24 protein-coding genes are annotated in these 25776 nt (G+C 70.0%); 7 read left to right on the top strand and 17 right to left on the bottom strand.

Annotated elements, in window-relative coordinates; translation table 11 throughout:
• Positions 1-24 precede the first annotated feature (24 nt).
• Positions 25-1365 carry a deoxyribodipyrimidine photo-lyase gene (locus tag K1T34_RS13220; RefSeq protein ID WP_220244559.1) on the top strand — a complete coding sequence of 447 codons (1341 nt, stop codon included), beginning with the start codon at positions 25-27 and terminating at the stop codon, positions 1363-1365.
• A gap of 57 nt (positions 1366-1422) precedes the next feature.
• Here K1T34_RS13220 and K1T34_RS13215 read toward each other — a convergent pair whose 3' ends face one another.
• The 5 genes from K1T34_RS13215 to K1T34_RS13195 form a co-directional block, all read right to left on the bottom strand.
• Positions 1423-2589 carry a serine hydrolase gene (locus K1T34_RS13215; protein WP_255638486.1) on the bottom strand — a complete coding sequence of 389 codons (1167 nt, stop codon included), beginning with the start codon at positions 2587-2589 and terminating at the stop codon, positions 1423-1425.
• Between the two features lie 96 nt (positions 2590-2685).
• Positions 2686-3879, bottom strand: a complete 1194-nt coding sequence (locus K1T34_RS13210; RefSeq protein ID WP_220244558.1) for an ABC transporter permease — start codon at positions 3877-3879, stop codon at positions 2686-2688.
• A complete protein-coding gene (locus tag K1T34_RS13205) occupies positions 3876-4787 on the bottom strand; it encodes an ABC transporter ATP-binding protein (protein ID WP_220244556.1) in 912 nt (303 codons plus the stop codon). The genes K1T34_RS13210 and K1T34_RS13205 overlap by 4 nt, the downstream gene beginning before the upstream one ends.
• Before the next feature lie 87 nt (positions 4788-4874).
• Positions 4875-6410, bottom strand: a complete 1536-nt coding sequence (locus tag K1T34_RS13200; protein ID WP_220244554.1) for a glycerol-3-phosphate dehydrogenase/oxidase — start codon at positions 6408-6410, stop codon at positions 4875-4877.
• A 110-nt stretch (positions 6411-6520) separates the two neighbouring features.
• A complete protein-coding gene (locus tag K1T34_RS13195) occupies positions 6521-7165 on the bottom strand; it encodes a TetR/AcrR family transcriptional regulator (protein ID WP_220244553.1) in 645 nt (214 codons plus the stop codon).
• A gap of 16 nt (positions 7166-7181) precedes the next feature.
• Here K1T34_RS13195 and K1T34_RS13190 point away from each other — a divergent pair, with 16 nt between their 5' ends.
• Both K1T34_RS13190 and K1T34_RS13185 read left to right on the top strand, forming a co-directional pair.
• The gene (locus tag K1T34_RS13190; protein ID WP_220244551.1) at positions 7182-8792 is read left to right on the top strand and encodes an FAD-binding oxidoreductase; all 1611 of its coding nucleotides are present in this window, start codon (positions 7182-7184) and stop codon (positions 8790-8792) included.
• A gap of 28 nt (positions 8793-8820) precedes the next feature.
• Positions 8821-9525: a class I SAM-dependent methyltransferase gene (locus tag K1T34_RS13185; protein WP_255638485.1), complete on the top strand. Its 705-nt coding sequence runs from the start codon at positions 8821-8823 to the stop codon at positions 9523-9525.
• Here K1T34_RS13185 and K1T34_RS13180 read toward each other — a convergent pair.
• The 3 genes from K1T34_RS13180 to K1T34_RS13170 form a co-directional block, all read right to left on the bottom strand.
• Positions 9518-10144, bottom strand: coding sequence for a gamma-glutamylcyclotransferase (locus K1T34_RS13180; RefSeq protein ID WP_370643819.1), 627 nt, complete (start codon positions 10142-10144; stop codon positions 9518-9520). The genes K1T34_RS13185 and K1T34_RS13180 overlap by 8 nt on opposite strands.
• A complete protein-coding gene (locus tag K1T34_RS13175) occupies positions 10141-11238 on the bottom strand; it encodes an S-(hydroxymethyl)mycothiol dehydrogenase (RefSeq protein ID WP_220244550.1) in 1098 nt (365 codons plus the stop codon). The genes K1T34_RS13180 and K1T34_RS13175 overlap by 4 nt, the downstream gene beginning before the upstream one ends.
• 105 nt (positions 11239-11343) lie before the next feature.
• On the bottom strand, positions 11344-12606 hold the full coding sequence (locus K1T34_RS13170; protein WP_220244549.1) for a peptidase C39 family protein: 1263 nt from the start codon (positions 12604-12606) through the stop codon (positions 11344-11346).
• Between the two features lie 121 nt (positions 12607-12727).
• Between K1T34_RS13170 and K1T34_RS13165 the strand changes: the two genes are divergently transcribed.
• Positions 12728-13516 carry a hypothetical protein gene (locus K1T34_RS13165; protein ID WP_220244548.1) on the top strand — a complete coding sequence of 263 codons (789 nt, stop codon included), beginning with the start codon at positions 12728-12730 and terminating at the stop codon, positions 13514-13516.
• Here K1T34_RS13165 and K1T34_RS13160 read toward each other — a convergent pair.
• The 7 genes from K1T34_RS13160 to K1T34_RS13130 all read right to left on the bottom strand — a co-directional run bounded on the left by K1T34_RS13160 (position 13513) and on the right by K1T34_RS13130 (position 21272).
• A complete protein-coding gene (locus K1T34_RS13160; protein WP_220247175.1) occupies positions 13513-13914 on the bottom strand; it encodes a PaaI family thioesterase in 402 nt (133 codons plus the stop codon). The two genes, K1T34_RS13165 and K1T34_RS13160, sit on opposite strands and share 4 nt — an antisense overlap.
• A 53-nt stretch (positions 13915-13967) precedes the next feature.
• Positions 13968-15695: a TIGR03767 family metallophosphoesterase gene (locus K1T34_RS13155; protein WP_220244547.1), complete on the bottom strand. Its 1728-nt coding sequence runs from the start codon at positions 15693-15695 to the stop codon at positions 13968-13970.
• Positions 15696-15856: 161 nt separating this feature from the next.
• A complete protein-coding gene (locus K1T34_RS13150; protein WP_255638484.1) occupies positions 15857-16336 on the bottom strand; it encodes a DUF4190 domain-containing protein in 480 nt (159 codons plus the stop codon).
• Between the two features lie 150 nt (positions 16337-16486).
• The gene (locus tag K1T34_RS13145) at positions 16487-17269 is read right to left on the bottom strand and encodes a carbohydrate ABC transporter permease (protein WP_220247173.1); all 783 of its coding nucleotides are present in this window, start codon (positions 17267-17269) and stop codon (positions 16487-16489) included.
• A gap of 29 nt (positions 17270-17298) precedes the next feature.
• The gene (locus tag K1T34_RS13140; RefSeq protein ID WP_220244546.1) at positions 17299-18231 is read right to left on the bottom strand and encodes a carbohydrate ABC transporter permease; all 933 of its coding nucleotides are present in this window, start codon (positions 18229-18231) and stop codon (positions 17299-17301) included.
• A 7-nt stretch (positions 18232-18238) separates the two neighbouring features.
• On the bottom strand, positions 18239-19543 hold the full coding sequence (locus tag K1T34_RS13135; RefSeq protein ID WP_220244545.1) for an ABC transporter substrate-binding protein: 1305 nt from the start codon (positions 19541-19543) through the stop codon (positions 18239-18241).
• A gap of 100 nt (positions 19544-19643) precedes the next feature.
• Positions 19644-21272: a long-chain fatty acid--CoA ligase gene (locus K1T34_RS13130; protein ID WP_220244544.1), complete on the bottom strand. Its 1629-nt coding sequence runs from the start codon at positions 21270-21272 to the stop codon at positions 19644-19646.
• A 463-nt stretch (positions 21273-21735) separates the two neighbouring features.
• Here K1T34_RS13130 and mihF point away from each other — a divergent pair, with 463 nt between their 5' ends.
• Both mihF and K1T34_RS13120 read left to right on the top strand, forming a co-directional pair.
• Positions 21736-22047: an integration host factor, actinobacterial type gene (gene mihF / locus K1T34_RS13125; protein ID WP_220244543.1), complete on the top strand. Its 312-nt coding sequence runs from the start codon at positions 21736-21738 to the stop codon at positions 22045-22047.
• Between the two features lie 91 nt (positions 22048-22138).
• Positions 22139-23293, top strand: coding sequence for an isochorismate synthase MenF (locus K1T34_RS13120; RefSeq protein WP_220244542.1), 1155 nt, complete (start codon positions 22139-22141; stop codon positions 23291-23293).
• 31 nt (positions 23294-23324) lie between these two features.
• On the opposite strand, the gene K1T34_RS13115 is transcribed toward K1T34_RS13120, so the two are convergent.
• Positions 23325-24014 (bottom strand): 4'-phosphopantetheinyl transferase superfamily protein, encoded by a 690-nt coding sequence (locus K1T34_RS13115; protein WP_220244541.1) that lies wholly within the window; start codon positions 24012-24014, stop codon positions 23325-23327.
• 147 nt (positions 24015-24161) lie between these two features.
• Here K1T34_RS13115 and K1T34_RS13110 point away from each other — a divergent pair, with 147 nt between their 5' ends.
• Complete coding sequence (locus K1T34_RS13110) at positions 24162-25331, top strand: acyl-CoA dehydrogenase family protein (RefSeq protein WP_220244540.1); 1170 nt, start codon at positions 24162-24164, stop codon at positions 25329-25331.
• A gap of 106 nt (positions 25332-25437) precedes the next feature.
• Here K1T34_RS13110 and K1T34_RS13105 read toward each other — a convergent pair whose 3' ends face one another.
• A complete protein-coding gene (locus K1T34_RS13105; protein ID WP_220244539.1) occupies positions 25438-25761 on the bottom strand; it encodes a hypothetical protein in 324 nt (107 codons plus the stop codon).
• Positions 25762-25776 lie beyond the last annotated feature (15 nt).

Here is a 25776-nt window from a genome sequence, read left to right as displayed (position 1 = left end):
GCGGGGCGTTTAGCGTTGGCGGGTATGACGAGCCTGCTGTGGTTCCGGCGAGACCTGCGGCTCGGCGACCACGCGGCGCTGCTGGCGGCCGCGGAGGCCGGCGAGCCGGTGCTGGCGTTGTACGTGCTGGACGAGAAGCTGCTGAAGCCATCGGGCGCGCCGAGACGGGCGTTTCTGTTGGGGTGTCTGGAATCGCTGGACGCCGCGCTGGACGGCCGGCTGATGGTGGTCCACGGCGATCCGGTGCGGGAAGTCGTGCGGGTGGCGCGGTCGGTGGGCGCTTCGGCGGTGCACGTCAGCGCCGATGCCGGTCCTTATGGCCGGCGCCGTGACGCCGCCGTGGCGGAAGCCTTGGCGGAGCACGACATTTCGTGGGTGGTCACCGGGTCGCCCTACGCGGTGGCGCCGGGGCGGGTGACCAAACCGGACGGTGATCCGTACCGGGTGTTCACGCCGTTCCACCGCGCGTGGACACGGCACGGCTGGCGGCGGTCGGCGGATACGGGTGCGTCCCTTGTGGACTGGGTGACGCCTGCTGCGTCGCGGAAGCTCCCCGCACTTCCGGACCTCGGGGAGATGGCGTTGCCTGCGCCCGGCGAACCGGCGGCACTCTCGGTTTGGCACGATTTCCTGGACTCGGGCGTGCGTTCCTATGCCACCGACCGCGACCGCCCCGACCGTCCGGGCACCACGCGGATGTCGCCCTACCTGCGCTGGGGCGCCATCCATCCACGCACGATGCTCGCCGACTTGTCGGGTGATTCCAGCGACGGCGCCCAGGCGCTGCGCTCGGAGCTGTGCTGGCGCGAGTTCCACGCGGATGTTCTGTGGCACCGCCCCGAAACCGCCCGTGAAAACTACGACTCTCGCTTCGACCGCATGGACCACGACTCCGATTCGGACGCGTTCGACGCGTGGTGCGCCGGCCGCACCGGCTACCCGATCGTCGACGCCGGCATGCGCCAGCTGCTGGCCGAGGGCTGGATGCACAACCGGGTCCGGATGGTCGTCGCGAGCTTCCTCGTGAAGGACCTGCACTTGCCTTGGTGGTGGGGCGCGCGGCACTTCATGCGTCATCTGGTGGACGGCGATCTCGCGTCCAACCAGCTGAACTGGCAGTGGGTCGCAGGCTCGGGTACCGACGCGGCGCCTTACTTCCGCGTCTTCAACCCGACCACGCAGGGGGAGAAGTTCGATCCCGACGGCGATTATGTACGGCGTTATGTGCCGGAGCTGCGTGGGGTGGCGGGGAAAGCGGTGCACAAGCTGAAGGATCGGCCGTCGGGCTATCCGGAGCCGTTGGTGGATCACGCGCACGAGCGGCAGGTGGCATTGCAGCGGTATGGGGCGATCACGGGCTCTTGAAGTTCTGAGGTCCTGAGTGGACGGCCCGGACCCCCGGACCGGGCCGTCCACTCAGGGTCAGAGACCGGCGATCGCGAGCGCGAGCTTCTGCACGATCTCCGGCTGGCCGTCGAAGTCCTTGTCGGCCGTGTTAATCGAGTAGACGACCCTGCGTTGCAGATCGCGGGTGGCCCAGATGCCATTGGTGTAGCCGTAGCGGCTGCCGGTCTTGCCCCAGACGGTGACGCCGTTGACGGTCTCGGTCATGAGGCCCTGGCTGTAGATCGCGGGGTCGTCGGTGCCGAAGGTGGTCACGGCCGGCACGGTGAACATGCGCTGCAGCACGGGTTTCGGCACCAGCCGGCCCTGGAAGAGGGCGATCAGGAACTTGTCGAGGTCGGCGGTGGTGGAGATCATCTCGCCCGCGGCCCAGGGGATGGACTGGTTCATGCGGGTCAGGTCCACGAGCTGCCCGTTCACGAGCTGGTAGCCGTGGGCGTACGGCGCGGGCAGGTTCGGGTCGTTGCCGGGCACGGAGGTGTCGCGCAGGCCGAGCGGGCGCAGGATGCGGTCGCGCACCTCGTCGCCGTAGGAGTGGTGCGTGAGCTTCTCGACGAGCAGCCCGGCGACGAGGTAGTTGGTGTTCGTGTACTGCTGGCTCGTGCCGGGCGCGAAGACCAGGTCGTGCTGGAACGCCGTGGCCAGCACCTGCTGCGGCGTGAAGACGGTGTAGCGGTGGTCGACGATCCACTGTGGATCCTCGGGCAGGTCGACGCCGGGCAGGCCGCTGGTGTGGTTGAGCAGCTGCGCGACGGTGATCCGCGGGTAGTTCGCCGGCAGCAGGCCCGGTAGGTAGCGCTGAACGGGCGCGTCGAGGTCGAGGCGGTGCTCGGCGGCGAGCTGCAGTACGACGACAGCAGTGAACGTCTTGGTGATGCTGCCGATGCGGAAGTGCGCGTTCGCCGGGACGGGTGCCCCGGTGCTCAGGTCGGCTGTCCCGGAGACGCCGCTCCACGCGCCGGCCGAGCCGCGGACCTGCACGAGCGCGCCGGTGGCCTGGGCGTTGGGCAGGCCGGCGATGGCGCCCGCCAGCGAGGCCGGGTTCATCGGCGGCAGCGTGGACCGCGCCGGCGCTGAATGTCCCGGCGCGGCGGGCTCGGCGAGCGCGGCCGGGGTCACGGCGGCGGTGAGCAGGAGGGCGGCGCTCGCGGCCGCGGCGATGCGGATCAGCGGGTTTCTCTTCATGACAGCGAGTCTTTCGACTCGCGAACGACCTGCCATCGGGGAGAAACCCGGGCTCGGCTACCTAAGGGTCAGCCGGGCGGGGTCATTCGTGCACTGTCAGCCGCGCAGGGCCTCGAGCAGCTTCAGCCGGCTGCCCACGCGCAGCACGCCGTTGCGGTAGATCCGCGCCCCGACCCACGTCACGAGGGCGATCAGCGCCGCCGTCAACACCAGTGACAGCACGATCTCCCACAGCTCGGCCGAACCCGTGGCAATGCGCGCCGGCATCAGGATCGGCGACAGCAGCGGGATGAGCGAGAGGATCTTCGTCGCCGCGCCGTCGGGTGACTGCGTGAGGAGGTTGATGCCCGCTACGAACCCGATGACCAGCGCGATGTTCACCGGCGCCACCACCGTCTGCGTGTCTTCCTGGCGCGAGACGAGCGAGCCCGCCGCGCCGTAAATCATGGCGTAGAGCAGGAAACCGAGCAGGTACCACACGACGCCCCACACCACGGCGCCGACGGCGATGCCCGAGATCGACCCCAGTACACCGGTGCCCAGCGCCGCGAGGAGCCCGACCACGGCGAGGATCCCGAGCTGCGCCAGCCCGACCAGCCCGAGCCCGATCACCTTGCCCAGCAACAGGTGCCACGGCCGCACGGCCGCCAGCAGGATCTCCACGACCCGGCTCGACTTCTCCTCGACCACGCCCTGAGCCACGAGCATCCCGTACGTGATGATGCTCAGGTACAGCAACACCGCCACCACCACGCCGACCACGAGCTTCTGCCCGGCCCGCGGATCGCGTTGCTCCAGCGGCAGCACGTCGACGTGGGCCGCGGACACCGCCTGGTGCACGGCGACCGGGTCGAGGTGTGCGGCCGAGAGCTGTGCGTCGAGCACCTGCTGCTGAACGATCCCGTCGAGGGTGTGCTGCAGCGTCGGGTTCACAGTAGACTTAACGGTGACCCGCAGCCGCGAGGCGCTGCCGGACACGAGCGCGTCGACGTCGCCGCTGCGTACCTGCGCAAGACCGTCCTGTTCGGACGCGACGGTGACCACGTCGATCGTCTCCCCGCCGGCCTTCCCGGCCAGCTGTAGCTGCTGCGCGATCCCTTGTGCCTGACCGGTCAGCGCGACCTTGGTCGTGGTGGCGGACCCGAGGAGAAACGCCTGCAGCGCAACATATCCGACAAGCAGCAGCAACAACACCGCCGTGCTGACCACGAACGCTCGCGTGCGCAGCCGCGTGTTCACCTCGCGTTTCGCCACGAGCCGCACGGCCCGCACGGCGCTGATGCGGCTCACGCCGGGCCTCCCTGGGCGACGGCGTCGCGGAACAGCTCGGTCAGCGATCGCCGCTGCCGGCTGAACTCCGTGACCGGCCCGGTGGCCAGCGCGGCGGCGAGCACGGCCTGGTCGTCGGCGCTCGATGCCAGCTCCAGCACCGTCGTCGCGCCGGAAGACTCGACCACGCGCGCGCCGGGCACGGTCGACGCCCAGCCGGGCCGCGCGCCCGGCGCCGTGACCACGAGCCGGCTGCCGGCGCCGCGCGTGAGGTCCTCGACCGTGCCGACGGCGACCATGCGCCCGTCGCGGATGATCCCGACGCGGTCGCACAGGCGCTCGACCAGGTCGAGCTGGTGGCTGGAGAACACCACGGGCACGCCGGTGGCCGCCTTCTCCCGCAGCACCACGCTCATCACGTCGACGGCGATCGGGTCGAGGCCGGAGAACGGCTCGTCGAGCACCAGCACGTCGGGGTCGTGCACGAGCGCGGCCGCGAGCTGCACGCGCTGCTGGTTGCCGAGGCTGAGCTTCTGCACCTCGTCCTTGCGGCGCTCGCCCAGCCCGAGCCGCGCGAGCCACAGCTCGGTGGCGCGGTGGGCGTCGTTGGTGCTCAGGCCGTGGAGCTCCGCGAGGAAGACGAGCTGGTCGAGCACCTTCATCTTCGGGTACAAACCGCGCTCCTCGGGCATGTACCCGAAGCGCGTGCGGGTTTCGTGCGTCACCGGCTCGCCCGCGAACCGGACCTCCCCGGAGTCGGCGGCGAGCACGCCGAGCGCGATGCGCATGGTGGTGGTCTTGCCGGCGCCGTTGCTGCCGACGAAGCCGAACAGCTCACCCGGCCGCACATCGAACGTCACGCCGTCGAGGGCGAGCTTGCGGCCGTAGCGCTTGGAGATCGCGTCGATCTCGAGTGCTCCTCCGGGCAAAACCGCCCCCTCTCCGAACACCTGTGTGGACAGTGGTGAGCCGCGCGTCGCCAACTCTAGCGAACGGCGCGGGTCCTCTCCCGGTGTTCAGGACAGTCCGGCCAGGGCCTTCTCCACGAGCTCCGCCACGCGGGCGCGCGCGGCGTCGGCTTCGGCGGGGACGAGCGACAGGCGGGTGCGGCGTTCGAGTACGTCTTCGACGTCCAGCGCGCCCTCGTGGCGGACGGCCCAGACGACCTCGGCCGCGGTGATCTGCGTGCCGTCGAACAGCGGGGCGGCGAACGTCCGGTCGACCTCGCCGAGGGCGGCGACGCGGGGAGCTTCCGTGCCGTACTTTGCGACCAGGCGGGCCGGAGCGTCCACAAGGGACAGCCGGGCGCGTGGGGCGGCGCCCAGCAACGGCAACCGCGAGGTGCGCGACGGGCCGGCGTGCAGGCCCGAGTGCACCAGCGTGGCGTCGACGGCGTCCTCGGCCATGCGGCGGTAGGTGGTGAGCTTGCCGCCGACCACGGTGAGTACGCCGTCGGTGCCGGTGACCACGGCGTGTTTGCGCGAAAGATCGGCGCTGCTGCCGGCGGAGCCGGCGACCAGGGGGCGCAGGCCGGCGTAGGAGCCGATCACATCGGCGCGGGACAGCGGCCGGGCGAGCACGGAGGACGCCACGGACAGCAGGAAGTCCACATCGGACTCCGGCACCTCGGGCACCGGCGGGATCTCACCCTCGATGGGCTCGTCGGTGAGTCCCAAGTAGACGCGGCCGTCGACCTGCGGGAGCAGGAAGACGAACCGGTTGCTCTCCCCGGGCACGGCGACGTTCACCGACGTCCCGCCCACCGCGGCGGCGCCCGGCGAGAGGACCAGGTGCGAACCGCGCGACGGCCGCAGCCGCACGGCGTCGGTGAGCGTGCCCGCCCACACACCGGTCGCGTTGACGACCTGGCGCGCGTGGAGTTCGTACTCGGCCGAGCCTTCGCGCACGCGCACGCCGGTGCCCGAAAGCGACACGGCTTCCACGTGCGTGAGGATCCGCGCGCCCAGCATCGCGGCCGTGCGGGCGAGGTTCACGACCAGGCGCGCGTCGTCGACGAGGGCGCCGTCATAGGCGAGCAGCGCGCCGCGCAGACCGGCGGGCGCGAGGCCCGGAGCCAGCGCCACGGCCTCGGCCACCGGGATCTGCCGGGGCCTCGGCAGCACCGACGATGGCGTGCGCGCGGTCCGGCGCAGCGCGTCACCCGCGCGCAGACCGGTGGCGATCACGGCCTGCTGCGGGCGGGAAGTACTGGGGTACAAGGGGAACAGCTGCGGCATCGCGCGCGTGAGGTGTGGCGCCGTGCGCGTCATCAGGATCCCGCGCTCGACAGCGCTTTCGTGCGCGAGGCCGAACTCGCCCTTCGCGAGGTAGCGCAGGCCGCCGTGCACGAGCTTGCTCGACCAGCGTGACGTGCCGAATGCCAGGTCGTGGGCCTCGACCAGCGCGACCGACAATCCGCGGGCCGCCGCGTCGAGCGCGATGCCGGCGCCGGTGACGCCGCCGCCGACCACTATGACATCGACTCGCTCACCGTTCGTGAGCCGGTCCAGCTCACGCTCGCGCCGGCGTGCGTTCAGCGAGCCGGTGCTCATGCCGCCTCCGCGGGGAGGAGTGCGTCGGCGGTGATCATGCCGCCTCCGCGGGGAGGAGTGCGTCGGCGGTGCTCATGCCGCCTCCGCGGGGAGGAGAACGTCGGCGGTGCTCATGGCTTGAGGGCCGCGTCGACGAGGTACCGGAACTCGTCGAGCAACGCCTGCTCGTCGAGGTCCGCGGTGGCGGGCCGCAGTGAGAACGCGAACGACTGCACGACCAGCAGGATCGAGCGCGCCTGCGCGGTGACCTCGGCCTGGCGCACGGAACCGTCGCGGTGCCCGGCCTCGAGCAGCTGGCGCAGCACCTGTTCGGCGAAGATCTGCGTGGCCCCGAGCCGCTCCACGATGTAGGGCAGCACGAGCTCCGGGTCGACGTCGAGCAGCGTGCGGAACAGCGGGTCGGCCGCGAGTGCGCTGACGCCGGCCGCCGCGATGAGCACGAGGCGCTCGCGGGTGTTGGCCGCGTCGTCGCCCGCGTGGCTGGCGTGTTGGAGCAGCCCGCTGAACTCGCGCGTCATCAGCGCGGCGAGCACACTGCGTACGTCAGGGAACCGGCGATACACGGTCATGCGGCTCACGCGCGCGGTGCGCGCGATCTCGGCGAGCGTGGTGCGCCGGACACCGACCGCGAGCACGCACTCGCGCGCGGCGTCGAGCAGCACGTCGTCGGCAACGCGCGCTGAGGTCTGGCGGCTGCGGGCCCCCGCGAGGGCCGAGGGAGTCTCTCCCGGTGGGGAGTGACGTTTGACGTCCATATGTCACACTGTAGTCGTGAGTGATCTCATAAACCACCGTATCCGGCAGTCGTGGACCGGCGACGGCGCTGGCACCGCCTCGCTGCCCGATCGGGCGGTCCGGTGGCTCGGCCAGCGTATCGGCCCGGTGGGTGCTGATCGAGGGCGTAAGCCGGATTTCGTCCCGAACCTGACCGGTTCTGCCCTTCCCGGCCAGGCTCGCGAGGACCTTTCGGCCGTGGTCGGCGAGGAGAACGTGCTGGTCGACGCCGACTCGCGCCTCGAGCGCGCGGGCGGTCTGTCCTATCTGGACCTGCTGCACCGCCGGCTCGGCGACTCGGTGCCGGCGCCCGACGCGGTGGTGCTGCCCGCTTCGCCCGAGCAGGTGCAGGCCGTGCTCGAGGTCTGCGTGCGCCACGACGTGGGGGTCGTGCCGTTCGGCGGCGGCACGTCGGTGGTCGGCGGCGTCGCGGCGCTGCGCGGCGACAAGGAAGCCGTGATCGCGCTCGACCTGGTGCGGCTCGACGCGCTGGTGTCGGTGGACGAGCAGTCGCACCTGGCCGTGCTGCAGGCCGGCGTGCGCGGGCCCGAGGCCGAGCGGCTGCTGGGTGAGCACGGGTTTACCCTCGGCCACGTGCCGCAGTCGTTCGAGCGAGCGACCATCGGCGGGTTCGCGGCCACGCGCTCGGCTGGGCAGGCGTCGGCGGGTTACGGCCGCTTCGAGGACATGGTGGCGGGCGTGCGCGTGGCGACGCCCCAGGGCGAATGGCGGCTCGGGGTCGCGCCCGCGTCGGCGGCGGGGCCGGATCTGCGGCAGCTCGCGGTGGGCAGCGAAGGCACGCTGGGTGTGATCACGGAGGTTGCTCTGCGGGTGCGGCCGGTGCCTGTCGCGCGCCGGTACGAAGGCTGGGTGATCGACGGCTGGGATCTTGGTTCTGAGGCCATGCGCACCCTCGCCCAGAACCACGCGACGGCCGACGTCACGCGACTGTCCGATGTGGACGAGACGGCGGTGTCGTTCGCGCTGAACGCTGGCCTGAAGACGTCCGCGCTGCGGGCGTACCTCACCGCGCGGGGTGTGAAGCACCCGTGTCTGCTGATCGTCGGCTGGGAAAGGGACGTGCAGGCCCGCCGCCACCGCACGACGCGGTTCCTGCGTCGCGCGGGCGCCCTGCGCATCGGCACCGCGCTCGGCGAGTCGTGGCGGCACGGCCGGTTCTCGGGCCCGCGCCAGCGCGACGCGTTGATGGACCTGGGGGTGTGCGTCGAGACCCTGGAGACCGCCGCGTACTGGTCTCGGCTGGACGACCTGCACGACGCCGTCCGGGCGGCCCTCGTGGCTTCGCTCGGCCGCGCGATCGTGATGTGCCACGTTTCGCACGTCTACGAGACGGGCGCTTCGCTGTACTTCACGGTCCTCACCTCCCGCGACGACGCCGACCCCGTCGGCCAATGGCAGCGCGCCAAGCACGCCGCCTCGGAGGCGATCGTCGGCCTCGGCACGATCACCCACCACCACGCCGTGGGCGCCGACCACGCGCCTTACTTGGAGCCGGAGATCGGCTCGCTGGGGTTGTCCGTGCTGCGCGCCGCGAAGTCCGTGGTCGACCCGACGGGGATCCTGAACCCGGGAAAACTGCTCGGCTGATTCGGGCGCGGCCGGAAGACTGACCGGCATGATCGGATCGTTCCCGCAGTACGAACAGTTCGCCGACGAGTTCCTCGACCACGCCCGCGACGGGTTCTACAACGCGCACGTCGACCGCCCCGCCTGCCTGGAGCTGCTCGGTGACGTCGCCGGCCGCGACGTGCTCGACGCCGCATGCGGCCCCGGGCTGTACGCGGAAGAGCTGGCGGCTCGGGGCGCGCGCGTGACCGGGTTCGACCTGAGCCCGCGCATGGTGGAGCTGAGCCGGGCGCGGGTGCCGGGCGCGGCGTTCCGCGTGCACGACCTCGGCGCGCCACTCGGCTGGCTGGCCGACGCGTCGGTGGATCTCGTTTTGCTGGCGCTGGTTTTCGAGTACGTGGACGACCGGGTCGCGATGTTGCGTGAGCTGCACCGCGTGCTGCGGCCCGGTGGTGCGCTGGTGCTCTCGCGGATACACCCGACGGCCGACTGGCTTCGCCACGGTGGCAACTACTTCGAGCCGCGCGTGGTGGAGGAGACGTGGGTCAACGGCTGGCACGTGCGGTTCTGGCTCTCGCCGCTTCAGGACACGTGCGCCGAGCTGCGGGAGGCGGGGTTCCTGATCGAGCGGCTGGTCGAGCCTCGGCCGCAGGTCGCCGGGGCCGAGGTGGATCCCGTGCGGTACGAGCGGCTTTCCTGCGAGCCGACCGGGTTCCTCGCCATCCGGGCGATTCCCGACCCGCGCGTCAGGTGAAGATCTGCTCCGGCTCCACAATCGTGCACTTCAGGCCGTGCTCACCCGCCGGGTCGCCGAGGAGGAGGGCGGCTTCGGACTGGGCGACGTCGGCGACGCGGACCGGGTGGCCGTCGACGAGGAGTGGGTAGCGGACGGCGGAGGCGCCGACGTAGGCGTGGACACCCTCGACACGCGTGCCATCGGAGGTCTCGACGGAGTAGCCGTCCAGCTGGGCGAGGTGGTAGCGGGTGCCGCGGCCTTCGCAGACGTCGAGGACCGCGCGCTGCTCGGGCGTGACGAACCACAGGAAGTGGTGTTCGACGTCGGGCAGTGCGGTGAGGGTGGCGGGGCGCTGGTCGTCGACCTTGCGCAGGCCCGAGGCCCACACCGCGGCCAGGCCGGTGCAGCGCACGCGAGCCGCCACGACGGGACCGGTCAGGCCGAGCTCGTCACGCAGCCACGTGATCTTCGACGGGCAAGCGTTGGACCCGTACGCCAGCACGGGCAGCCGGTCGCGCCAGCCGGCCGGCGCGGTGTCCAGCGACCACCCGACGCCGTCGAGGTGGACGAACGACGTACCCGGCCGTGCCCCGGGGTAGGGGACGGCCGGGTAGTCGGCGTCGGTGAAAAGCCTCAGAACTCCACCACGCTGCGCAGGACGTCGCCGTGGTGCATGCGCTCGAACGCCCGCTCCACGTCGCCGACGCCGATGCGCTCGGTCACGAACTTGTCCAGCGGCAGGCGGCCCTGCAGGTACAGGTCCACGAGCATGGGGAAGTCGCGCGAGGGCAGGCAGTCGCCGTACCAGGACGACTTTAGCGAGCCGCCACGGCCGAAGAAGTCGATGAGGGGCAGGTCGTTCAGGCGCATGTCCGGCGTCGGCACGCCGACCAGCACGACGGTGCCCGCGAGGTCGCGGCCGTAGAAGGCCTGCTTCCACGTCTCGGGCCGGCCGACGGCGTCGATGACCACGTCGGGGCCGAACGAGCGCGTGGCGTCCTGCATGGCCGCCACCACCTCGTCCTGGCTGAGGCCCTTGCTGTTCACGGTGTGCGTGGCGCCGAAGCCCTTGGCCCACTCGAGCTTCCGGTCGTCGGTGTCGATGGCGATGATCGTGGTCGCGCCCGCGAGGTTGGCGCCGGCGATGGCCGCGTCGCCCACGCCGCCGCAGCCGATCACGGCCACGGAGTCACCGCGCGTCACGGCGCCGGTGTTGATGGCCGCGCCGAGGCCCGCCATCACACCGCAGCCGAGCAGGCCCGCCACGGCGGGTTCGGCCCGCTCGTCCACCTTCGTGCACTGTCCACTGTGGACGAGCGTCTTCTCGAGGAACGCCCCGATGCCCAGCGCGGGCGACAGCTTCGTGCCGTCGGTGAGCGTCATCGGCTGCTCGGCGTTGAACGTGGAGAAGCAGTACCACGGCTTGCCGCGCTTGCACGCCCGGCAGGTGCCGCAGACGGCGCGCCAGTTGAGGATCACGTAGTCGCCCGGCGCGATGTCCGTGACCCCGGCACCGACCTTGTCGACCCGACCCGCGGCCTCGTGGCCGAGCAGGAACGGGAAGTCGTCGTTGATCCCGCCCTCGCGGTAGTGCAGGTCGGTGTGGCAGACCCCGCAGGCCTGCACCGATACGACCGCCTCGCCCGGACCCGGGTCCGGCACCACCACGGTCTCGAGCGCCACCGGCTCGCCCTTCGCGCGGGACACGACTCCCTGGACCTCGTACGGCATGCGCTCACCCTTTCCGGCACCCTTGCTTTGCCGGGGCAGCTAATCACGGAACATGCACGCGTGGCCATACCACGATGCGTCGGTTTCCACTCCTGGAAAGCCCGTTCAGGCCGGCGTCACGATGTACACCACTCCGCCCGGCCCGCTCGCCACGCTGCCGTCGGCCGTGTAGCGCTTCGTGCGCTGCCAGATCTTCTCGAACTGGTCGCGCTTGTACACGTTGCGGACGCGTGCGTCGGTGCTGGAGGCCGGGTCGTTGACGATCACGTCGCCGGCCTGGGTGAAGCCGACGACGACCATGATGTGGCCGGACGTGCCGTAGCCGGCACCGTCGAGCTCGTCGGAGAGGAACGACTGCGACGTGATCACGGGGATGCCGCGGGCGATGTAGTCCTCGAGCTCGTTGAGGTCGTGCAGGCGCGTGATGTGGCCGCGCAGGCCGAGCGAAGCGGCGTACGCGGTGTTGAACGGCCAGTTGCCGGTGCCGTCGTAGGCGTAGTCGTAGGTGTTGCGCGCGGCGTAGACGACGGACGGGTCGAGGTAGTCCGAAGGGATCCAGCTCATCTGCTGCGCGGTCGGCTTCTTGCCCCAGTACTCGGCGACCATCTCGGTGGACGTCGGGCTGCACCAGGCCTCACCGCCGCCGCCGTACTGCGGGAACTGTCCTTTGTGGATGTTCTGCGCGTACGCCGGCACCTTCAGCTCGATGCCCCGCGCGCGGCCCGGCTTGGTGGCCGCCACGTCGAAGCGGTCCGGGACGTTCGAGGTCACGGCGCCCAGCGTGGACACCGTCGGCGTCACCCGCGTGCCCGCCTCGCGGTAGAGGCTCACACGCAGCTGGTACGAACGCAGCGTGACGCCGGTCTTCGTGGCCAGCGTGTCGACGTCCACCGACGCGTTGTCGTCGCTCTGACCGTCGACGCTCGTGCGCTGGATGTCGGTGTCGCCGCTGGCCCAGCGGCCCATCACGTACCAGGTCGTCTCGACGCCGGCCGACGTGCGGCCCTTCGCCTCGACCTCCAGCCACGTCTTCGCCGGCGTCTGCGCGTTCCACGACGCGATGAGCTGCGTCGCGTCGAACCCCTGCCGGAACACCGGCGACGTCCACGAGCCGTACTCGTAGGTCCTCGACGTGCCCAGCCCCGGCTCGGTGTGCTCGACGGTGCCCGCGGGCCGCGTGATGCGCAGCCCGTCGCGGCCCAGCGCCAGCCCGTCGAGCCGGCCCGCGTAGAACGTCCCGCCGGACCACTCGTGGTAGTTGATCGCCTCGTCGTTCGCCGGGTGCGCCGGCGCCGCGTCGGCGACCTGCGTCGCTCCTGCCGTCACCATGGCGATGGACAATAGCGTGATCAAGCTCCGCACCCGCATGCCGTGCTCCGTCCCCGAGACCCCAGTGATAGCGAAAGATTTTCGCCGGTTGGGACAGGTTCGTAAAGAGCCGACCAGAGCAAGGCTGTGAAATCGGTGGTGGTCGCCGGGACAATGAGATGTGCTGAATTCGTTCACCGACCTGTGGCTACCCGCGCCGGCCGCTGCTGTCGACTGGCTGCGCGAGCTGTCCGGCGAAGACGGCCTGACCGGATTCATGCAGCCGGCGATGCCGGACGCGGCCTGGGTGCTCAACGCCATCTACGAGCACGAGCGAGGCCCGGCGGACATCACCTATCACGAACGCCACCAGGCGCAGATCGCCGAGGGCGTCGTCGAACCGCACATCATCGGCGACCTCGACCTCGACGCCGTCTCGGTGACCATGGGCGGTGGACTGGGCCGTCCGGAGCATCCGGGACCCGGCTGGAGGCGGCTGCGCTGGGCGGAACTCGCCGAACGCGTCGGCGATCCGATCGTGCCGGAAGGGCTGCTGCCCTGTTTCCGGTGCTTTTCCTCGGCCAAGAAAGATCGCAGCTGGCCCCTTGGCATCATTCCGCCCACCGAGGGCAGCCTGGATCGCGAGACCTGGACCCGGCTGATCGGCCTCCTCGCCGAACACAGCGGTCCCGACACCCCGTGCGTTGCCTTCTTCGGCCCGGCGACTCGCGGGTTCGAGGACTGCGAAACGGTCCGGGTACTCACCGGGCGCCTCGGCGACGCCGCGGTCCTCTACAACGACCCCGAGACCGACTTCAGCCCGTCCAACCTCTGGGCCGAAGACCGCTCGTGGTGCCTCTGCACCGACTACGACCTCTGGGGCACCAAAGTCGTCGGCTCACCAGGGCTGATCGAAGCACTGCTCAACGACACCGAGATCGAAGCCATCCGGCTCCCCTGGGCCGCCTAGAGCACCGCTTGCGTCTGGGTCACTTTCGCGACCAGCTTGCCCTCGTCGTCGTGGATTTCCGTCTCGACGACGACCACGCGGCGGCCCGCGTGGAGCGGGCGGGACGACGCGATCGCATGCCCCGAACGGACGGCGCGCAGGAAGTTGGTCTTCGACTCCAGGGTCGTGGTGCCCGAAGCGCCCGAAGGGAGGTTGAGGAAGGCGCACACGGCGCCGGTCGCGTCGGCCAGGGACATGAGCGCGCCGCCGTGCAGGACGCCGCCGAGGGTGCACAGCGACTCGGACCACGCCAGCCGGCTGCGGACCAGGTCGGGGGCGTGCGAGAGGGCTTCGATGCCGAGCCGGGAGGCGAACGGCATGGTCTGGTGGAACAGCGAAGTGCCCTCGGCGTCGGTCATGTTCATGACCTAACCGCAGCCGGGGGGAGGCGCGTCGATTACCCGGGAGGTAATCAACCGAGCGGGTTGGTGAGCAGCAGTTCGGTGTTGTGGTCGCCCGCCGAGCCGACGCGGCCCAGGTCCACGTGGATGTCGTTGTATGACAGCTCGCGGTACAGCGAAGCCAGGGCGGAAGGCGTGCGCGCGGAGTAGTCCACCGCGTAGGGCGCGGAAGCCTCGATCAGCGTGGTGAAGATCGACAGAGTGCCGTCGCCGTTGTCGGCCAGTTCGAGGATGCGGGCGTGCTGCGGGAAGTCGACGTGGGAGGCGGTGTTGATCTCCCAGAAGCTCTGCGCGGGCGTCTTGCCGACGTGCGGGGTGATCTTGTTGAGGTGCGTGTGGCCGTTGACCCATGCCACGACGTTCGGGAAGCGGTTGAGCAGCCCCACGAACGTGTCGCCGTTCAGGCGCGGCTCCAGCAGGTGGCGCGAGTCGGGCAGGAGGTTGCCCATGGTGTCGCTCGTGTGGTGGCTGAACAGCACGAACAGCTCGTCGGTCACCGATTGGGCGACCTTGCGGCCGAAGAAGTCGTAGTACGTCGAGGAGTTGCGCTTGAGCGTCGACTCCACCCAGTTGAACTGGCCGAGCCCGATCGAACCGTCCGCGAAACCGCCCAGCGTGGTGGTGTCGAGGCTGATGCCGGTGACGCCAGGGGCGATGCGGAACGTGTAGTAGACGTTGCGACCGTCGGCGTTGTTCGCCGAGAAGCCGTGGCCGACCGGACCCGGACCGGTGTTGCCGGACTCGAGATGCGCGGTCACGAACTCCGCCGTGGTGAACGGCCGCCGGCGCGCGTCGGGTGTGACCTCGCGGATCGTGCCGGTGCCGCCGAACAGCTCGATCAGCGGCACGCTCTTGCCGCTGTTGATGGCCGCGCCGAGCTTCTTCGCGGTGTCCTCGTCCTTGCCGATCACCTTGTACCGGCTCGTGTACCAGCTCTCGATGCCCGGGATACCTTCCGGCAGCGTGCCGACCACGCTGTCGTCGTGGTTGCCGAACGTGCAGAACCACGGCACGTCGAGCCCCGGCGCGGTGAACGGCGCGATGCCCGCTTCGAGCAGGCCCGGCAGCTGCGGGAAGCCCTTCTTCGAGTAGTCGTCGGCGAGCGGGGTCGACGGGTTCCAGAACGCGTCGTTGCCCGAGGCCTGCACGCCTTCGTACCGGCTGGGGTCGCCGGAGTTCGGCGTGATGGCGCCGCCGTTGAGGCTGGTCAGGAACCAGTCGAGCTCCAGCAGCTCGTGGTTGTCGGTGTTGTCGCCGGTGGTCACGAGGAAGTCGAACGGCCGGCCGGTGAACGGTCCCTTCGCGACGCTGTTCACCCGCTGCACCAGCGCGCTCGTCGCGGCCGTGCCGAGGGCTTCCTGCGGCCGGTGCGCCGAGCTGACGTACGGGTGCAGGTACTCGAACCGCGCGGGCGACTCGGTGTCGGTGATGTGCAGGTCGGTGAACTGCACGAACGCGCCCAGCGCCGTCCGCCGGTCGTCGCGGCCGTCCTTCGGCGCGGTGAGGTCGCCGCGGACCACGAGCGGCCAGCCCGGGCCGCCGGTGAGGCGGGAGTACGTGGCTGTACCGGGGGAGACGGCTGCGGCGACCTGTTCGAGGGTCGTGCCCGTGGTGCTGACGGTGCGCGAGGCCGTGCGCTTGAGCGCCCGGTCCAGCGCGTTGGCGGTCGGGGTGCACAGCAGCAACCCCACGCCCGCGGCACCCGCCGCGGTGAAAGTCCGCCTGGTCAGCTGGGCCATCTTCGCTCCCGGTGTCGGCTGCCCAGCACGCTGCCGGACGGCGGTGGACCTCCGGTGAACGAAACATGAATCCCGCTCACATTCACCGTGACAGTGCGGCTGACTCTGTCACAGGTACCGCGGTTCGACTACCCGACGAAGGTGGGTTCAGAAGCAAAGTTTCAGCAGTAGAACGCGCACGACGTACTCGTCGCCGCGATCGCCGTGAAGAACAGCACCAGGAAGATCACCGCGGGGATCGCGGCGATGATTCCGCAGACGAGCCCGGCGATGCCCATGCCCTGGCCCGCGTAGCCGGGCTTCTGCGCCTGCACCATGCCCGCCCACGACAGCCCGATCGCGGTGAACGCCGCGATCACGTCCCAGAACGGCACCCAGAACGTGATCAGCGCGAGGATCCCGATGATCATCCCCGCGATCGCCATGCCGCTCGTCCGCAGCGGTACGTAACCCGGGAACGGCCCGTACGGCATGGGCTGCGGTCCCGAGTACGGCGTCGGGTACGGCCCCGAATACGGCGCGGAGTACGGCACGGGCAGCGGCGCCGAGGGCTGCTGCGGGGGCTGCTGGGGCGTCGGATAACCGTCGGCGCCGTAGTACTGGCCCTCTTGGCGCGGCTGCTGCTGGTACGGATCGGTCATCGGGTGCTCCAGGTTCCGGGCGTCGGGTACAAAGAGCTTATGGGGGATGCGGTGGTCGTTGGGGGCGGAATCGGCGGATTGACCCGCCGCGATCGGGTGGCGCGTCAGCCCGAATGCCGCTGCAGCCGCCGGTGCCGCTGCCGCGGCGGCTCAGCCCTTCACACCCGACTCCGTGACCCCGCGCACGAGGTAACGCTGCAGGAAGGCGAACAGCAGCACGATTGGCAGGATCGACACCGCCGCGGCCAGGAAGAGCAGGTTCAGCTGCGGGTTCTGTGAGGTCAGCAGGCCCGACAGCGCCACCTGCACCGTCCACGAGTCCGGCGACTGCGCGATGATCAGCGGCCACAGGAACGCGTTCCAGCTGCCGATCACCGAGATCACGGCGATCGCGGCGAAGAAGCCGCGCGAGTTGGGCACCACGATGCGCCGGAACACGCCCCAGCGCGTGAGCCCGTCGACGCGGCCGGCTTCCTCCAGCTCGCGCGGGAAGTCCAGGAAGTACTGGCGGAACAGGAACGCGCTGAACGCGCTGAACAACCCCGGGATCACCAGGCCGCGCAGGTCCGAGAGCCAGCCGAGCGTGGACACCACGACGAAGCTCGGCACGAACGTGACCGACGTCGGGATCATCAGCGTCGCGAGCACCGCGTAGAACACGGTTTTCGAGTGGTGGTAAGGGATCCGGGCGAACCCGTAGCCGGCGAGTGAGCAGATCACCAGCAGCCCCGACGTCTGCAGCGTCGCCACGACCGCGGAGTTGAGCAGGCTTCGCGCGAACGGCACGTCCTCCAGCGAGAACAGGCGCGTGAAGTTCTCCCAGTGCACCTGCCGAGGCCACAGCGTCCAATCAGGAGCCGTGATCTCCGCGCGCGAGGCGAGCCCGTTGCGCAGCAGCAGGTAGAACGGCAGCAGGAACAGCACCGCCGCCACGATCAGCGCCGTCCAGCGCAATGCGGCCTTCACGACAGCGCCGTTGACGAGAGGGCACCACGGTCGAAGCGGAACAGCCTGCCCTGCGACAACGTCACGAGCGCGATGAGCAGCGCCAGCAGCACCGCGCCCGCGCTGCCGCGGCCCAGGTCCTGGCCGCCCGAACCCAGCGACGTGTAGTAGAGGTACACCAGCGGCGGCCGCGCGAACGGTGGATAACCACGGGAGTCGCCCATGATGTTGTAGAACTCGTCGAACGCCTGGTACGCGTTGATCAGGTTCAGCAGCAGCACGGCCACGGAAGTCGCGCGCAGCTGTGGCAGCGTGATGTAGCGGAACACCTGCCAGCCCGGCTTCGCGCCGTCGAGCCACGCGGCTTCGTAGAGCCGGACCGGAATCCGTTGCAGCGCGGCGAGGAACAGGATCATGTAGAAGCCCAGCTGCAGCCACAGCCGCGCGGTCACCAGCACGATCCAGTACAGCGGCGGGTCGACCGTGCCCGTCCACGCCACCGGATCGGCGCCGAACAGGCCCAGCACGGTGTTCGCCAGGCCGTAGCGCACCCCTGAGAACAGCGACGTCTTCCAGATCAGCGAAGCCACCACGTACGAGCAAGCGAAGGGCAGGAAGAACACCGAGCGGAAGAACGCGCGCGCGAACCTCAGCTGGTGCACGCCGACCGCGAGCGCGAGCGACAGCACGAACGTGAGCGGCACGATCACCACCGCGAACACACTGAACGTGCCGAGACTGGCCAGGAACGGCCCGTCGGTGAGCATGTGCGCGTAGTTGTCCAGCCCCACGAACACGCTCGGCGTCACGGTGTTGCGCGCGTCGAAGAACGACAGGTACACGCTCCAGCCGATCGGCAGGTACGCGAACACGGCCAGCCCGATCAGGAACGGGCCGACGAACCCCCAGAACGCCAGCGTGTCCCGGGTCTTCCGGGCTGGGGCTTTCAAAGCAGCTTCACCCGAACAAGCGCTTCAGCTCGGACTGCGCGACCGTCACCGCCGCCTTGGTCTGCGCCACCGGGTCGGCGCCCTCCTTGGCGATCTTCGCGACCGCGTCGGACAGCGCGGTGTTCGCCTGCTGGGTCCACACGGGACCGCCGACGAGGTGGCTGTTCTCCTTCACGAACCGCGCGACGTCGGCGGCCGGGCCCGAGCGCAGCGTGTCGGCCTTGTCGATGAGGCTCTGGCGCGCCGGCACGTGGAACCCGAAGCGCGTGGCGAACTCCAGCTGGTCGGTCGTCTGGTCGACCCACAGCCACTTCACGAACGCCTTGGCCTCGGCCACGTGCTTGCTCTTCGCGTTGACCATCGCGCCGTACGCGCCCACGGGCACCGAAGGGGCGCCGCTGTTGTCCAGCTTGGGGAAGGGCAGCACGGCGAAGTCGTCGTTGAACGCGTCGCGGATCTTCGGCATGTTCCACAGCCCGGTCCACTGCATCGCGCACAGGCCGTCGATGAACGCGCCCGGGTCGGACCAGTCGGTGGGCGCGCCGAGCAGCAGGGAGCTGTTGGCGTTCAACGCGCGCAGCTTGCCCAGCGCGGTGGCCGCGCGCGGGTCGTCGAAGCCGACCTCGCGGCCGCCGGGCTTGAGGTAGTCGAGCCCGGCCGACCACAGCAGCGGGCCGGTCAGCGTGGCGACGCCGCCGTCGTTGCCCACGAACAAGCCCTTCACGCCGTCGCGCGAGAGCTTGCCGGCGGCGTCCACCAGCTCGTCGACGGTCTGCGGCGGCTGCACGCCCGCGGCCTGCAGCAGGCTCGGGCGGTAGAAGAGCACCTGCGTGTCGGTGGCCTGCGGGATGCCGTAGACCTTGCCCTCCACGGTCTGCGCGGCCAGCACGGCGGGGCTGAAGTCGTTCTTCACCGGGCCGATGAGGTCGTCGAGCGCCACGACCTGGTTCTGGCGCACCCAGTCGATCTTCACCTGGGCCTCGAACACGTCGGGCACGGCGCTGTTCTGCAGCGCGGTCACGATCTTCGAGTCGTAGTCACCCGGGTTCCACTGCACCTTCACGGTCGCGCCCGGGTACGAGGCCGCGTAGCCGCGCACGGCGTCCTGCACGCCGTCTTCGCCGTACGCGTGGTACCACTGCTGCAGCGTCACCTTCGCGGCCGGTTTCGACGGCGGCGGTCCGGCCGACATCGCGGTGGACGGCGGCGGGTCGCCTGGGCGCCCGGTGTTCGAACCACACGCGGCCGCGACCGCGCCCACTGCTGCCGTTCCCGCGAGAGTGAGGAACGACCTCCTGCTGCGTGACTGCATCCCCGTACTTCCTCCGACGCGCTCCGACGCCTGTCTTGAGAGCGCAAGACTCTCTCAAGACAGGCGCCGGATCATCCGCGACTCGCCGGAGAATTACCCGTTAGAGCTGTGAGATGTCGAGCTTTCCCTCTGAGTAGGACGCGCGGATGCGCTTCTTGTCGAACTTGCCGACGCTGGTCTTGGGCACTTCGTCCACGAAGGTCCAGTTCTCCGGCAGCTGCCACTTCGCGACCTTGTCGGTCAGGTAGTCGCGCAGCTGTTCGGCCGTCACGCTCTGGCCTTCCTTCACCACGACGGTCACCAGCGGGCGCTCGTCCCACTTCTCGTCGGGGATCCCGACCACGGCCGCCTCGGCGACGGCGGGGTGGCCCATGACCTGGTTCTCCAGGTCGACCGACGAGATCCACTCGCCGCCGGACTTGATCACGTCCTTGGCGCGGTCGGTGAGGGTGAGGTAGCCGTCGGGGCTGATCTTGCCGACGTCACCCGTGCGCAGCCAGCCGTCGTGGAACTTGTCCGGGTCGATGGCGTTGCCGCCGTAGTAGGCGCCGGCGATCCACGGGCCCTGCACCTCGAGCTCGCCCACGGCGTCGTTGTCCCACGGCAGTTCCTCGCCGTTGTCGCCGATGAGCCGCGCGGCCACCGACGCGGGGAACCGGCCCTGCGTGTAGCGGTAGGCCCAGCGCTCCTCGCCGGTCGCGCTGCCCGGCGGACGCGCGACGCTGCCCAGCGGCGACGTCTCGGTCATGCCCCACGCGTGCAGGATCGGCACGTCGTAGCGCTCCTCGAACGCGTGCATCAGCGAAGGCGGCGCGGCCGACCCGCCGACCACGACCTCGCGCACGTGGGAGATGTCCTGCGGGTTCGCATCGAGGTGGGCGAGCAGGCCCTGCCAGATCGTGGGCACGGCCGCCGCGAACGTCGGCTTCTCGGCCGCCAGCATCGCGGCGATCGGGGCCGGCTGCAGGAAGCGGTCGGGCATGAGCAGCGACGCGCCGACCATCATCGCGGCGTAGGGCAGGCCCCACGACATCGCGTGGAACATCGGCACGATCGCCAGCGCGGTGTCCTCCTGGGCCAGCCGCATGCTGTCGGTCATGCAGACCTGCATCGAGTGCAGCCAGATCGAGCGGTGCGAGTAGACGACGCCCTTCGGGTCGCCCGTCGTGCCGGACGTGTAGCACATCGCGGCGGCGGAACGCTCGTCGATCTCGGGCCAGTCGAACTCGCTCGGCTGGGCGGCCAGCAGCTCATCGTAGGAGTGCACGGTGATGCCGTTGGGCGCCTCCAGCGTCGAGGCGTCGCCGTTGGCCACGATCACGTGCTTGACCGTGGTGAAGTGCGGCAGCTGCTTGGCCAGCAGCGGCACCAGCGTGCCGTCGACGATCACCACGTGGTCCTCGGCGTGGTTCGCGACGAAGGTGAGCTGCTCGGGGAACAGGCGGATGTTCAGGGTGTGCAGCACCGCGCCCATGGCCGGCACCGCGAGGTAGGCGGCCAGGTGCTCCGCGTTGTTCCACATGAACGTGCCGACGCGCTGGTCGCCGGTCACGCCGAGGGTGCGCAGCGCGTTGGCCAGGCGGGCGGCGTGCTGCCCGAGCTCGGCGTAGGTCTCCCGGCGGGCTTCTGAACCGGTCCAGGTGATGACTTCGCTCTTCGCGTGCACCTTCGTGCCGTGCCGCAGGAGCTTCGCCAGCGAAAGCTGCCCGTCCTGCATCGTGCTCAACATGGGTGACTCCCGTGGTGCTCGTTCGCCGGTGAACTGGGGTGCCGCCGACTCTAACGGCGGACGGGACGCGGGGGCATGGTCAACTCGGGCAACCGTTCGGTCACGGCCATCCCCGTATCGGGTGGCGGCCTCCTGCGTCCATGATCAACTTAATACCGGACTTTTCCTTGCGGGACAACAAAAAATGGCGTCGTAACCGTCTCGAAATAGAGCCTCATTCGGGTGAGGTAATGGTGTCGAAAACGAGGGACGTCTGACGTTTCCGCAGGCCGCGAGGGGTCATCTCGTGACTTGCCCACCGGGTGGTCGGAGGGTGATAAGTGCGTGTCGGTTGCGCGCTCTTCGAGGGTGTGGCGTTTACTGGGGCCGTGGTAAGAGACGGCTGGCCAGCGCTTGCGCTTGCAAGCATCGGAGAAAAGCCGTCGGCCGCGTAAGCGGAGACCTGAGAGGAAAGGACACTACGTTGGCTCTGCCCACGTTGACTCCGGAGCAGCGCGCCGACGCCCTCGCCAAGGCGGCAGAGGCGCGTAAGGCGCGTTCGGAGCTGCTCGCGTCGATCAAGTCCGGCACCACGAGCATCGAGAAGGTGCTCAAGCAGGCCAAGGAGAACAAGACCATCGGGAAGACGAAGGTCACCCAGCTGCTCAAGGCCGTTCCCGGCCTGGGCGCGGTCAAGGTCGCCGCGCTGCTCGAGCAGGCGGGGATCGACCCCGACCGCCGGGCCGCGGGCCTCGGCGAGCGCCAGCGCGAAGCTCTTATCGACGCGCTGAAGTAAGAACCCGGTCTCCCGCGGGGGAAGTGCGCCGAAGGTGTTCTTCCGGCAACACTTTCCCCGCGGAGCTCCCGGATCCTGGGACGCTGGAGCGGTGACGACCAGTACCGCACCGGCGACCCCGGTCGAGACAACCGTCCGCTACCAGCGTGGCGACTTCCTGTTCGCGACGGCCCGGCGAGCGCTCCTCGCCCAGGGTTCGGTCGCCGTCGTGACCGATACCGATCCACGGCGGCTGGCCAGGACCGTGGCCGAAGAGCTGACCAGCTCGGGCGTGCCGCTCGCGGTCGGGACGCTGCCGTTCGACACCGGCCCGGGCACGACCACGCCGGGTCATCTCGTCCTGCCGCGCACGGTCCACCGGGCGCAGGCCGAGGGCGAAGGCAGTGCTGTCGCCGCGTCGGAAGAGCTGCCCGCCCCGAGCGTCACCCGTGAGGTGCCGTCCGAGGAGGGCCACAAGGCCAACGTGCGGGCCGCCGTGGCGGCCCTGCGCGACCGTGGCCTGCGCAAAGCCGTGCTCGCCCGGGCCCTGGAGCTCGAGTTCGCCTCGCCGGTGCCGGTCGAGAAGATCGTGCGCAACCTGGCCCGCGGCAACCCGCGCCACTTCACCTACGCCGCCGAGCTGCCCGGCGGGCGCACGCTCGTGGGCGCCACGCCCGAGCTGCTGCTCTCCCGCGCCGGCGACTCCGTGTTCACGACCCCGCACGCGGGGTCCATGCCGCGCTCGGCGGATCCCGTCGCGGACCGCGCCAACGGCGAGGCCCTCCTGGCGTCCGCGAAGGACCAGGAAGAGCACGCCGTGGTGATCGACTACGTCGTGGAGGCCCTGCGGCCGTTCTGCCGCAAGCTCGACGTGCCGCCGGCCCCGGAGCTCGTGTCGACGCCCGCCATCTGGCACCTGCGCACGGCCATCACCGGCGAGCTCGTCGACCGCGCCGTCACCGCCCTCGACCTCGCCGCGGCCTTGCACCCGACGCCCGCCATCTGCGGCACCCCGACCGCTGCCGCGCGCGACCTGGTCCAAGAGCTGGAGCCCTTCGACCGCGGCTACTACGCCGGCAGCGTCGGCTGGGTCGACGCGGTGGGCGACGGCGAGTGGGCCGTGGCGATCCGCTGCGCGGAGGTGGCGGACACGTCGATGCGGCTGTACGCGGGCGGCGGGATCGTGCCGGCGTCGGACCCGCAGGCGGAGTTCGACGAGACGATCGCGAAGTTCCGGACCCTGCTGGGCGCGATGGGTCTCGACTGACTCACCCCACCCCACCGCCTGCTCGGGGCACTCAGGGGAGCCAGTGCTCCTCGGTGACCTCCAGCGCCTCCGTGGTGAGGGCAGCCACGGCCGCGCGGTGGCCCTCGGCCGCCTTGAGGTCCGCCAGCCGGGTGCGAGCCGGGTCCAGCGCCGGGTCGCCGGAGGACACGAGCTCGGCCGGTGCGTCGTAGGGCGAGAACGTGATGCTCTGCAGCGGGATCTTCAGGCCCTTGCCGGTGGCCTTCATGACGGCCTCCTTGCGGGTCCAGTAAACGAAGAAGGCAGCGGATCGCGAGGCTTCGGGCAGCTCCGCCACGGCCTGCTGTTCGGCCGGGCTCAGGGCGTACTCGATGAGCGACTTGTCGGCCCGGCGCGAAGAGGTCTCGACGTCCAGCCCCACCGGCACGCCGTCCGTGGCCGCCACACCGATCAGCTGGCCCGAGTGCGAAATGGACAACGTCAGGTCCGAGCCGGGCACGCGGGGCCGGCCGTGGGGCTTGCCGCAGTCCTCGCAGGTGGCGTCGAAGACCACGGACTCCACCGGCACGCCCAGGCGCGCCGCCGTGAGCGTCTTCGCCAGTACGCGGCCGGTCAGGAAACGGCGCTTGTCCAGCTCCAGCCGGTAGGCCTCGAAGCGGCCGCGCTCGAGCTCGTCGAGCAGCCGAAGGAAGCGGTCCTCCGCTTCGAGCGGCTCCGACCACCGGACCACGATCTGCGTCACCTGGCACCCTCCTCGTCCACCCTCGATCTTCCCGGCGCCGGGGCGCGTTGTCACGGTAACCGGCCAGGTACTAGGGGGACCCCAAGACCACGCGGTACCCTCGGCTAAGCAAGCGCTTAGCCGGACGGCTTGGAAAGGGACGACTCGATGGATTTCACCCTGAGCACCGAAGAACGCGAAGTGCGCGACTGGGTGCGCACGTTCGTGCAGCGCGAGCTCGTGCCGCGTGAGCAGGAGGTGCTTCGCCGCGAGCGCGCCGGCCGGCCGGGGGTTACGGCCGAGGAGCTGACGGAGCTGCAGCTCAAGGCCAAGGAATCCGGCTTCTGGGGCGTGCTCACGCCGGAGGAGTACGGCGGCATGGGGCTCTCGGCCGTGATGGCCGCGCTGCTGGAGGCCGAACTGGGTCGCACCTTCGTGCCGTTCCGCTTCGGCGGCGCCGCGGACAACATCCTGTTCCACGCCAACGAGGAGCAGAAGCAGACCTACCTGCTGCCGACGATCTCCGGCGAGCGCAAGTCGTGCTTCGCCATCACCGAACCCGGCGCCGGCTCCGACGCGAAGGCCATCCGCACCACCGCGCGCAAGGACGGCTCCGACTGGGTCATCAACGGCGAGAAGACCTTCATCACCGGCGGCAACGAAGCCGACTTCGTGATGGTCTTCGCCATCACCGACCCGGAAAAGGGTGCCAACGGCGGCGTCACCTGCTTCCTCGTCGACCGCGAGATGGGCTGGAAGTCCGAGTACATCGACACGATGGGCGAGTGGGGCCCGGCGGCGCTGGTGTTCCAGGACGTGCGCGTGCCCGAGTCGCAGATCCTCGGTGAGGAGGGCCGCGGCTTCGAACTGGCGATGCAGTGGATCGGCCAGGGCCGCTACCTGCTGCCCGCCCGCGCGATCGGTTCGTGCGAGCGCCTGATCTCCATGGCCATCGAGCACGCCAACACGCGCGAGACGTTCGGGCAGAAGATCGCCGAACGCCAGGCGATCCAGTGGATGATCGCCGACTCCGGGGTGGAGCTCGAAGCGTTGCGCTGGCTCGTGCTGCACGCCGCGTGGCAGGTCGACCAGAAGATGGACTCGCGCCACGCGCAGTCGATGGCGAAGCTCTACGGCGGCCAGAAGGCCAACGAGATCGTGGACCGCGTGCTGCAGATCCACGGCGGCATGGGCTACACGCGCGAGCTGCCGGTGGAGCGCTGGTACCGCGAGCTGCGGCTGCTGCGCATCTACGAAGGCACCGACGAGATCCAGCGCCGCACCATCGCGCGCAACCTCCTCAAGGGCCACGTGAAGGTCGGCGGCGCGCTCGGCTGAGCCGTAAAGCCGAGTGTGAAAACGGCATGAAAACCGTGAAGGCCTCGTGGTGGGACGCGCGGTCCGGCCACGAGGCCTTCAGGGGATGAATGGTGTTCTCAGCGAATCACTTGCTGCTGTTGCGGAGGGCGATGGGGACGCCGGCCAAGTCCTCTTCGTTGCAGAGCACCTTCACGTCGTAGTAGGGAGAACCTTGGCGGTCGTCGTAGTCGAGGTGAATCGCCAGCACGTCGAGCGGTTCACCGAGCCACTCCTGAGCTTGACGCAGCCACACGGCACAGCGTTCGAGTGCGGTCGGCAGATCGTCGTCACGGAACTCGACCGGGCGATACGGCACATCCTGTACCTGGTCGCGGGGGTTTGTTGGAGCGGGCAGGCTAGGTGCGAGACCCGAGTCGTCCAGTTCCAGTTGGATCGTTTGCTCAGTCACCCTTCGAGCGTCCCC

This window comes from Amycolatopsis sp. DSM 110486 (assembly GCF_019468465.1).
In the GTDB taxonomy this organism is placed as follows: domain Bacteria; phylum Actinomycetota; class Actinomycetes; order Mycobacteriales; family Pseudonocardiaceae; genus Amycolatopsis.
Note: the sequence above shows the minus strand (reverse complement) of the source record. Positions and strands in the feature narration are given on the sequence as shown.

What these genes read in the sequence shown, in the direction of transcription:
- K1T34_RS13220 (WP_220244559.1), top strand. Translation starts at nt 25, where the DNA reads ATGACGAGCCTGCTGTGGTTCCGGCGAGACCTGCGGCTCGGCGACCAC.
- K1T34_RS13215 (WP_255638486.1), bottom strand. Translation starts at nt 2,589, where the DNA reads ATGAAGAGAAACCCGCTGATCCGCATCGCCGCGGCCGCGAGCGCCGCC.
- K1T34_RS13200 (WP_220244554.1), bottom strand. Translation starts at nt 6,410, where the DNA reads ATGAGCACCGGCTCGCTGAACGCACGCCGGCGCGAGCGTGAGCTGGAC.
- K1T34_RS13195 (WP_220244553.1), bottom strand. Translation starts at nt 7,165, where the DNA reads ATGGACGTCAAACGTCACTCCCCACCGGGAGAGACTCCCTCGGCCCTC.
- K1T34_RS13185 (WP_255638485.1), top strand. Translation starts at nt 8,821, where the DNA reads ATGATCGGATCGTTCCCGCAGTACGAACAGTTCGCCGACGAGTTCCTC.
- K1T34_RS13175 (WP_220244550.1), bottom strand. Translation starts at nt 11,238, where the DNA reads ATGCCGTACGAGGTCCAGGGAGTCGTGTCCCGCGCGAAGGGCGAGCCG.
- K1T34_RS13170 (WP_220244549.1), bottom strand. Translation starts at nt 12,606, where the DNA reads ATGCGGGTGCGGAGCTTGATCACGCTATTGTCCATCGCCATGGTGACG.
- K1T34_RS13160 (WP_220247175.1), bottom strand. Translation starts at nt 13,914, where the DNA reads ATGACCGACGCCGAGGGCACTTCGCTGTTCCACCAGACCATGCCGTTC.
- K1T34_RS13155 (WP_220244547.1), bottom strand. Translation starts at nt 15,695, where the DNA reads ATGGCCCAGCTGACCAGGCGGACTTTCACCGCGGCGGGTGCCGCGGGC.
- K1T34_RS13150 (WP_255638484.1), bottom strand. Translation starts at nt 16,336, where the DNA reads ATGACCGATCCGTACCAGCAGCAGCCGCGCCAAGAGGGCCAGTACTAC.
- K1T34_RS13135 (WP_220244545.1), bottom strand. Translation starts at nt 19,543, where the DNA reads ATGCAGTCACGCAGCAGGAGGTCGTTCCTCACTCTCGCGGGAACGGCA.
- K1T34_RS13130 (WP_220244544.1), bottom strand. Translation starts at nt 21,272, where the DNA reads ATGTTGAGCACGATGCAGGACGGGCAGCTTTCGCTGGCGAAGCTCCTG.
- K1T34_RS13110 (WP_220244540.1), top strand. Translation starts at nt 24,162, where the DNA reads ATGGATTTCACCCTGAGCACCGAAGAACGCGAAGTGCGCGACTGGGTG.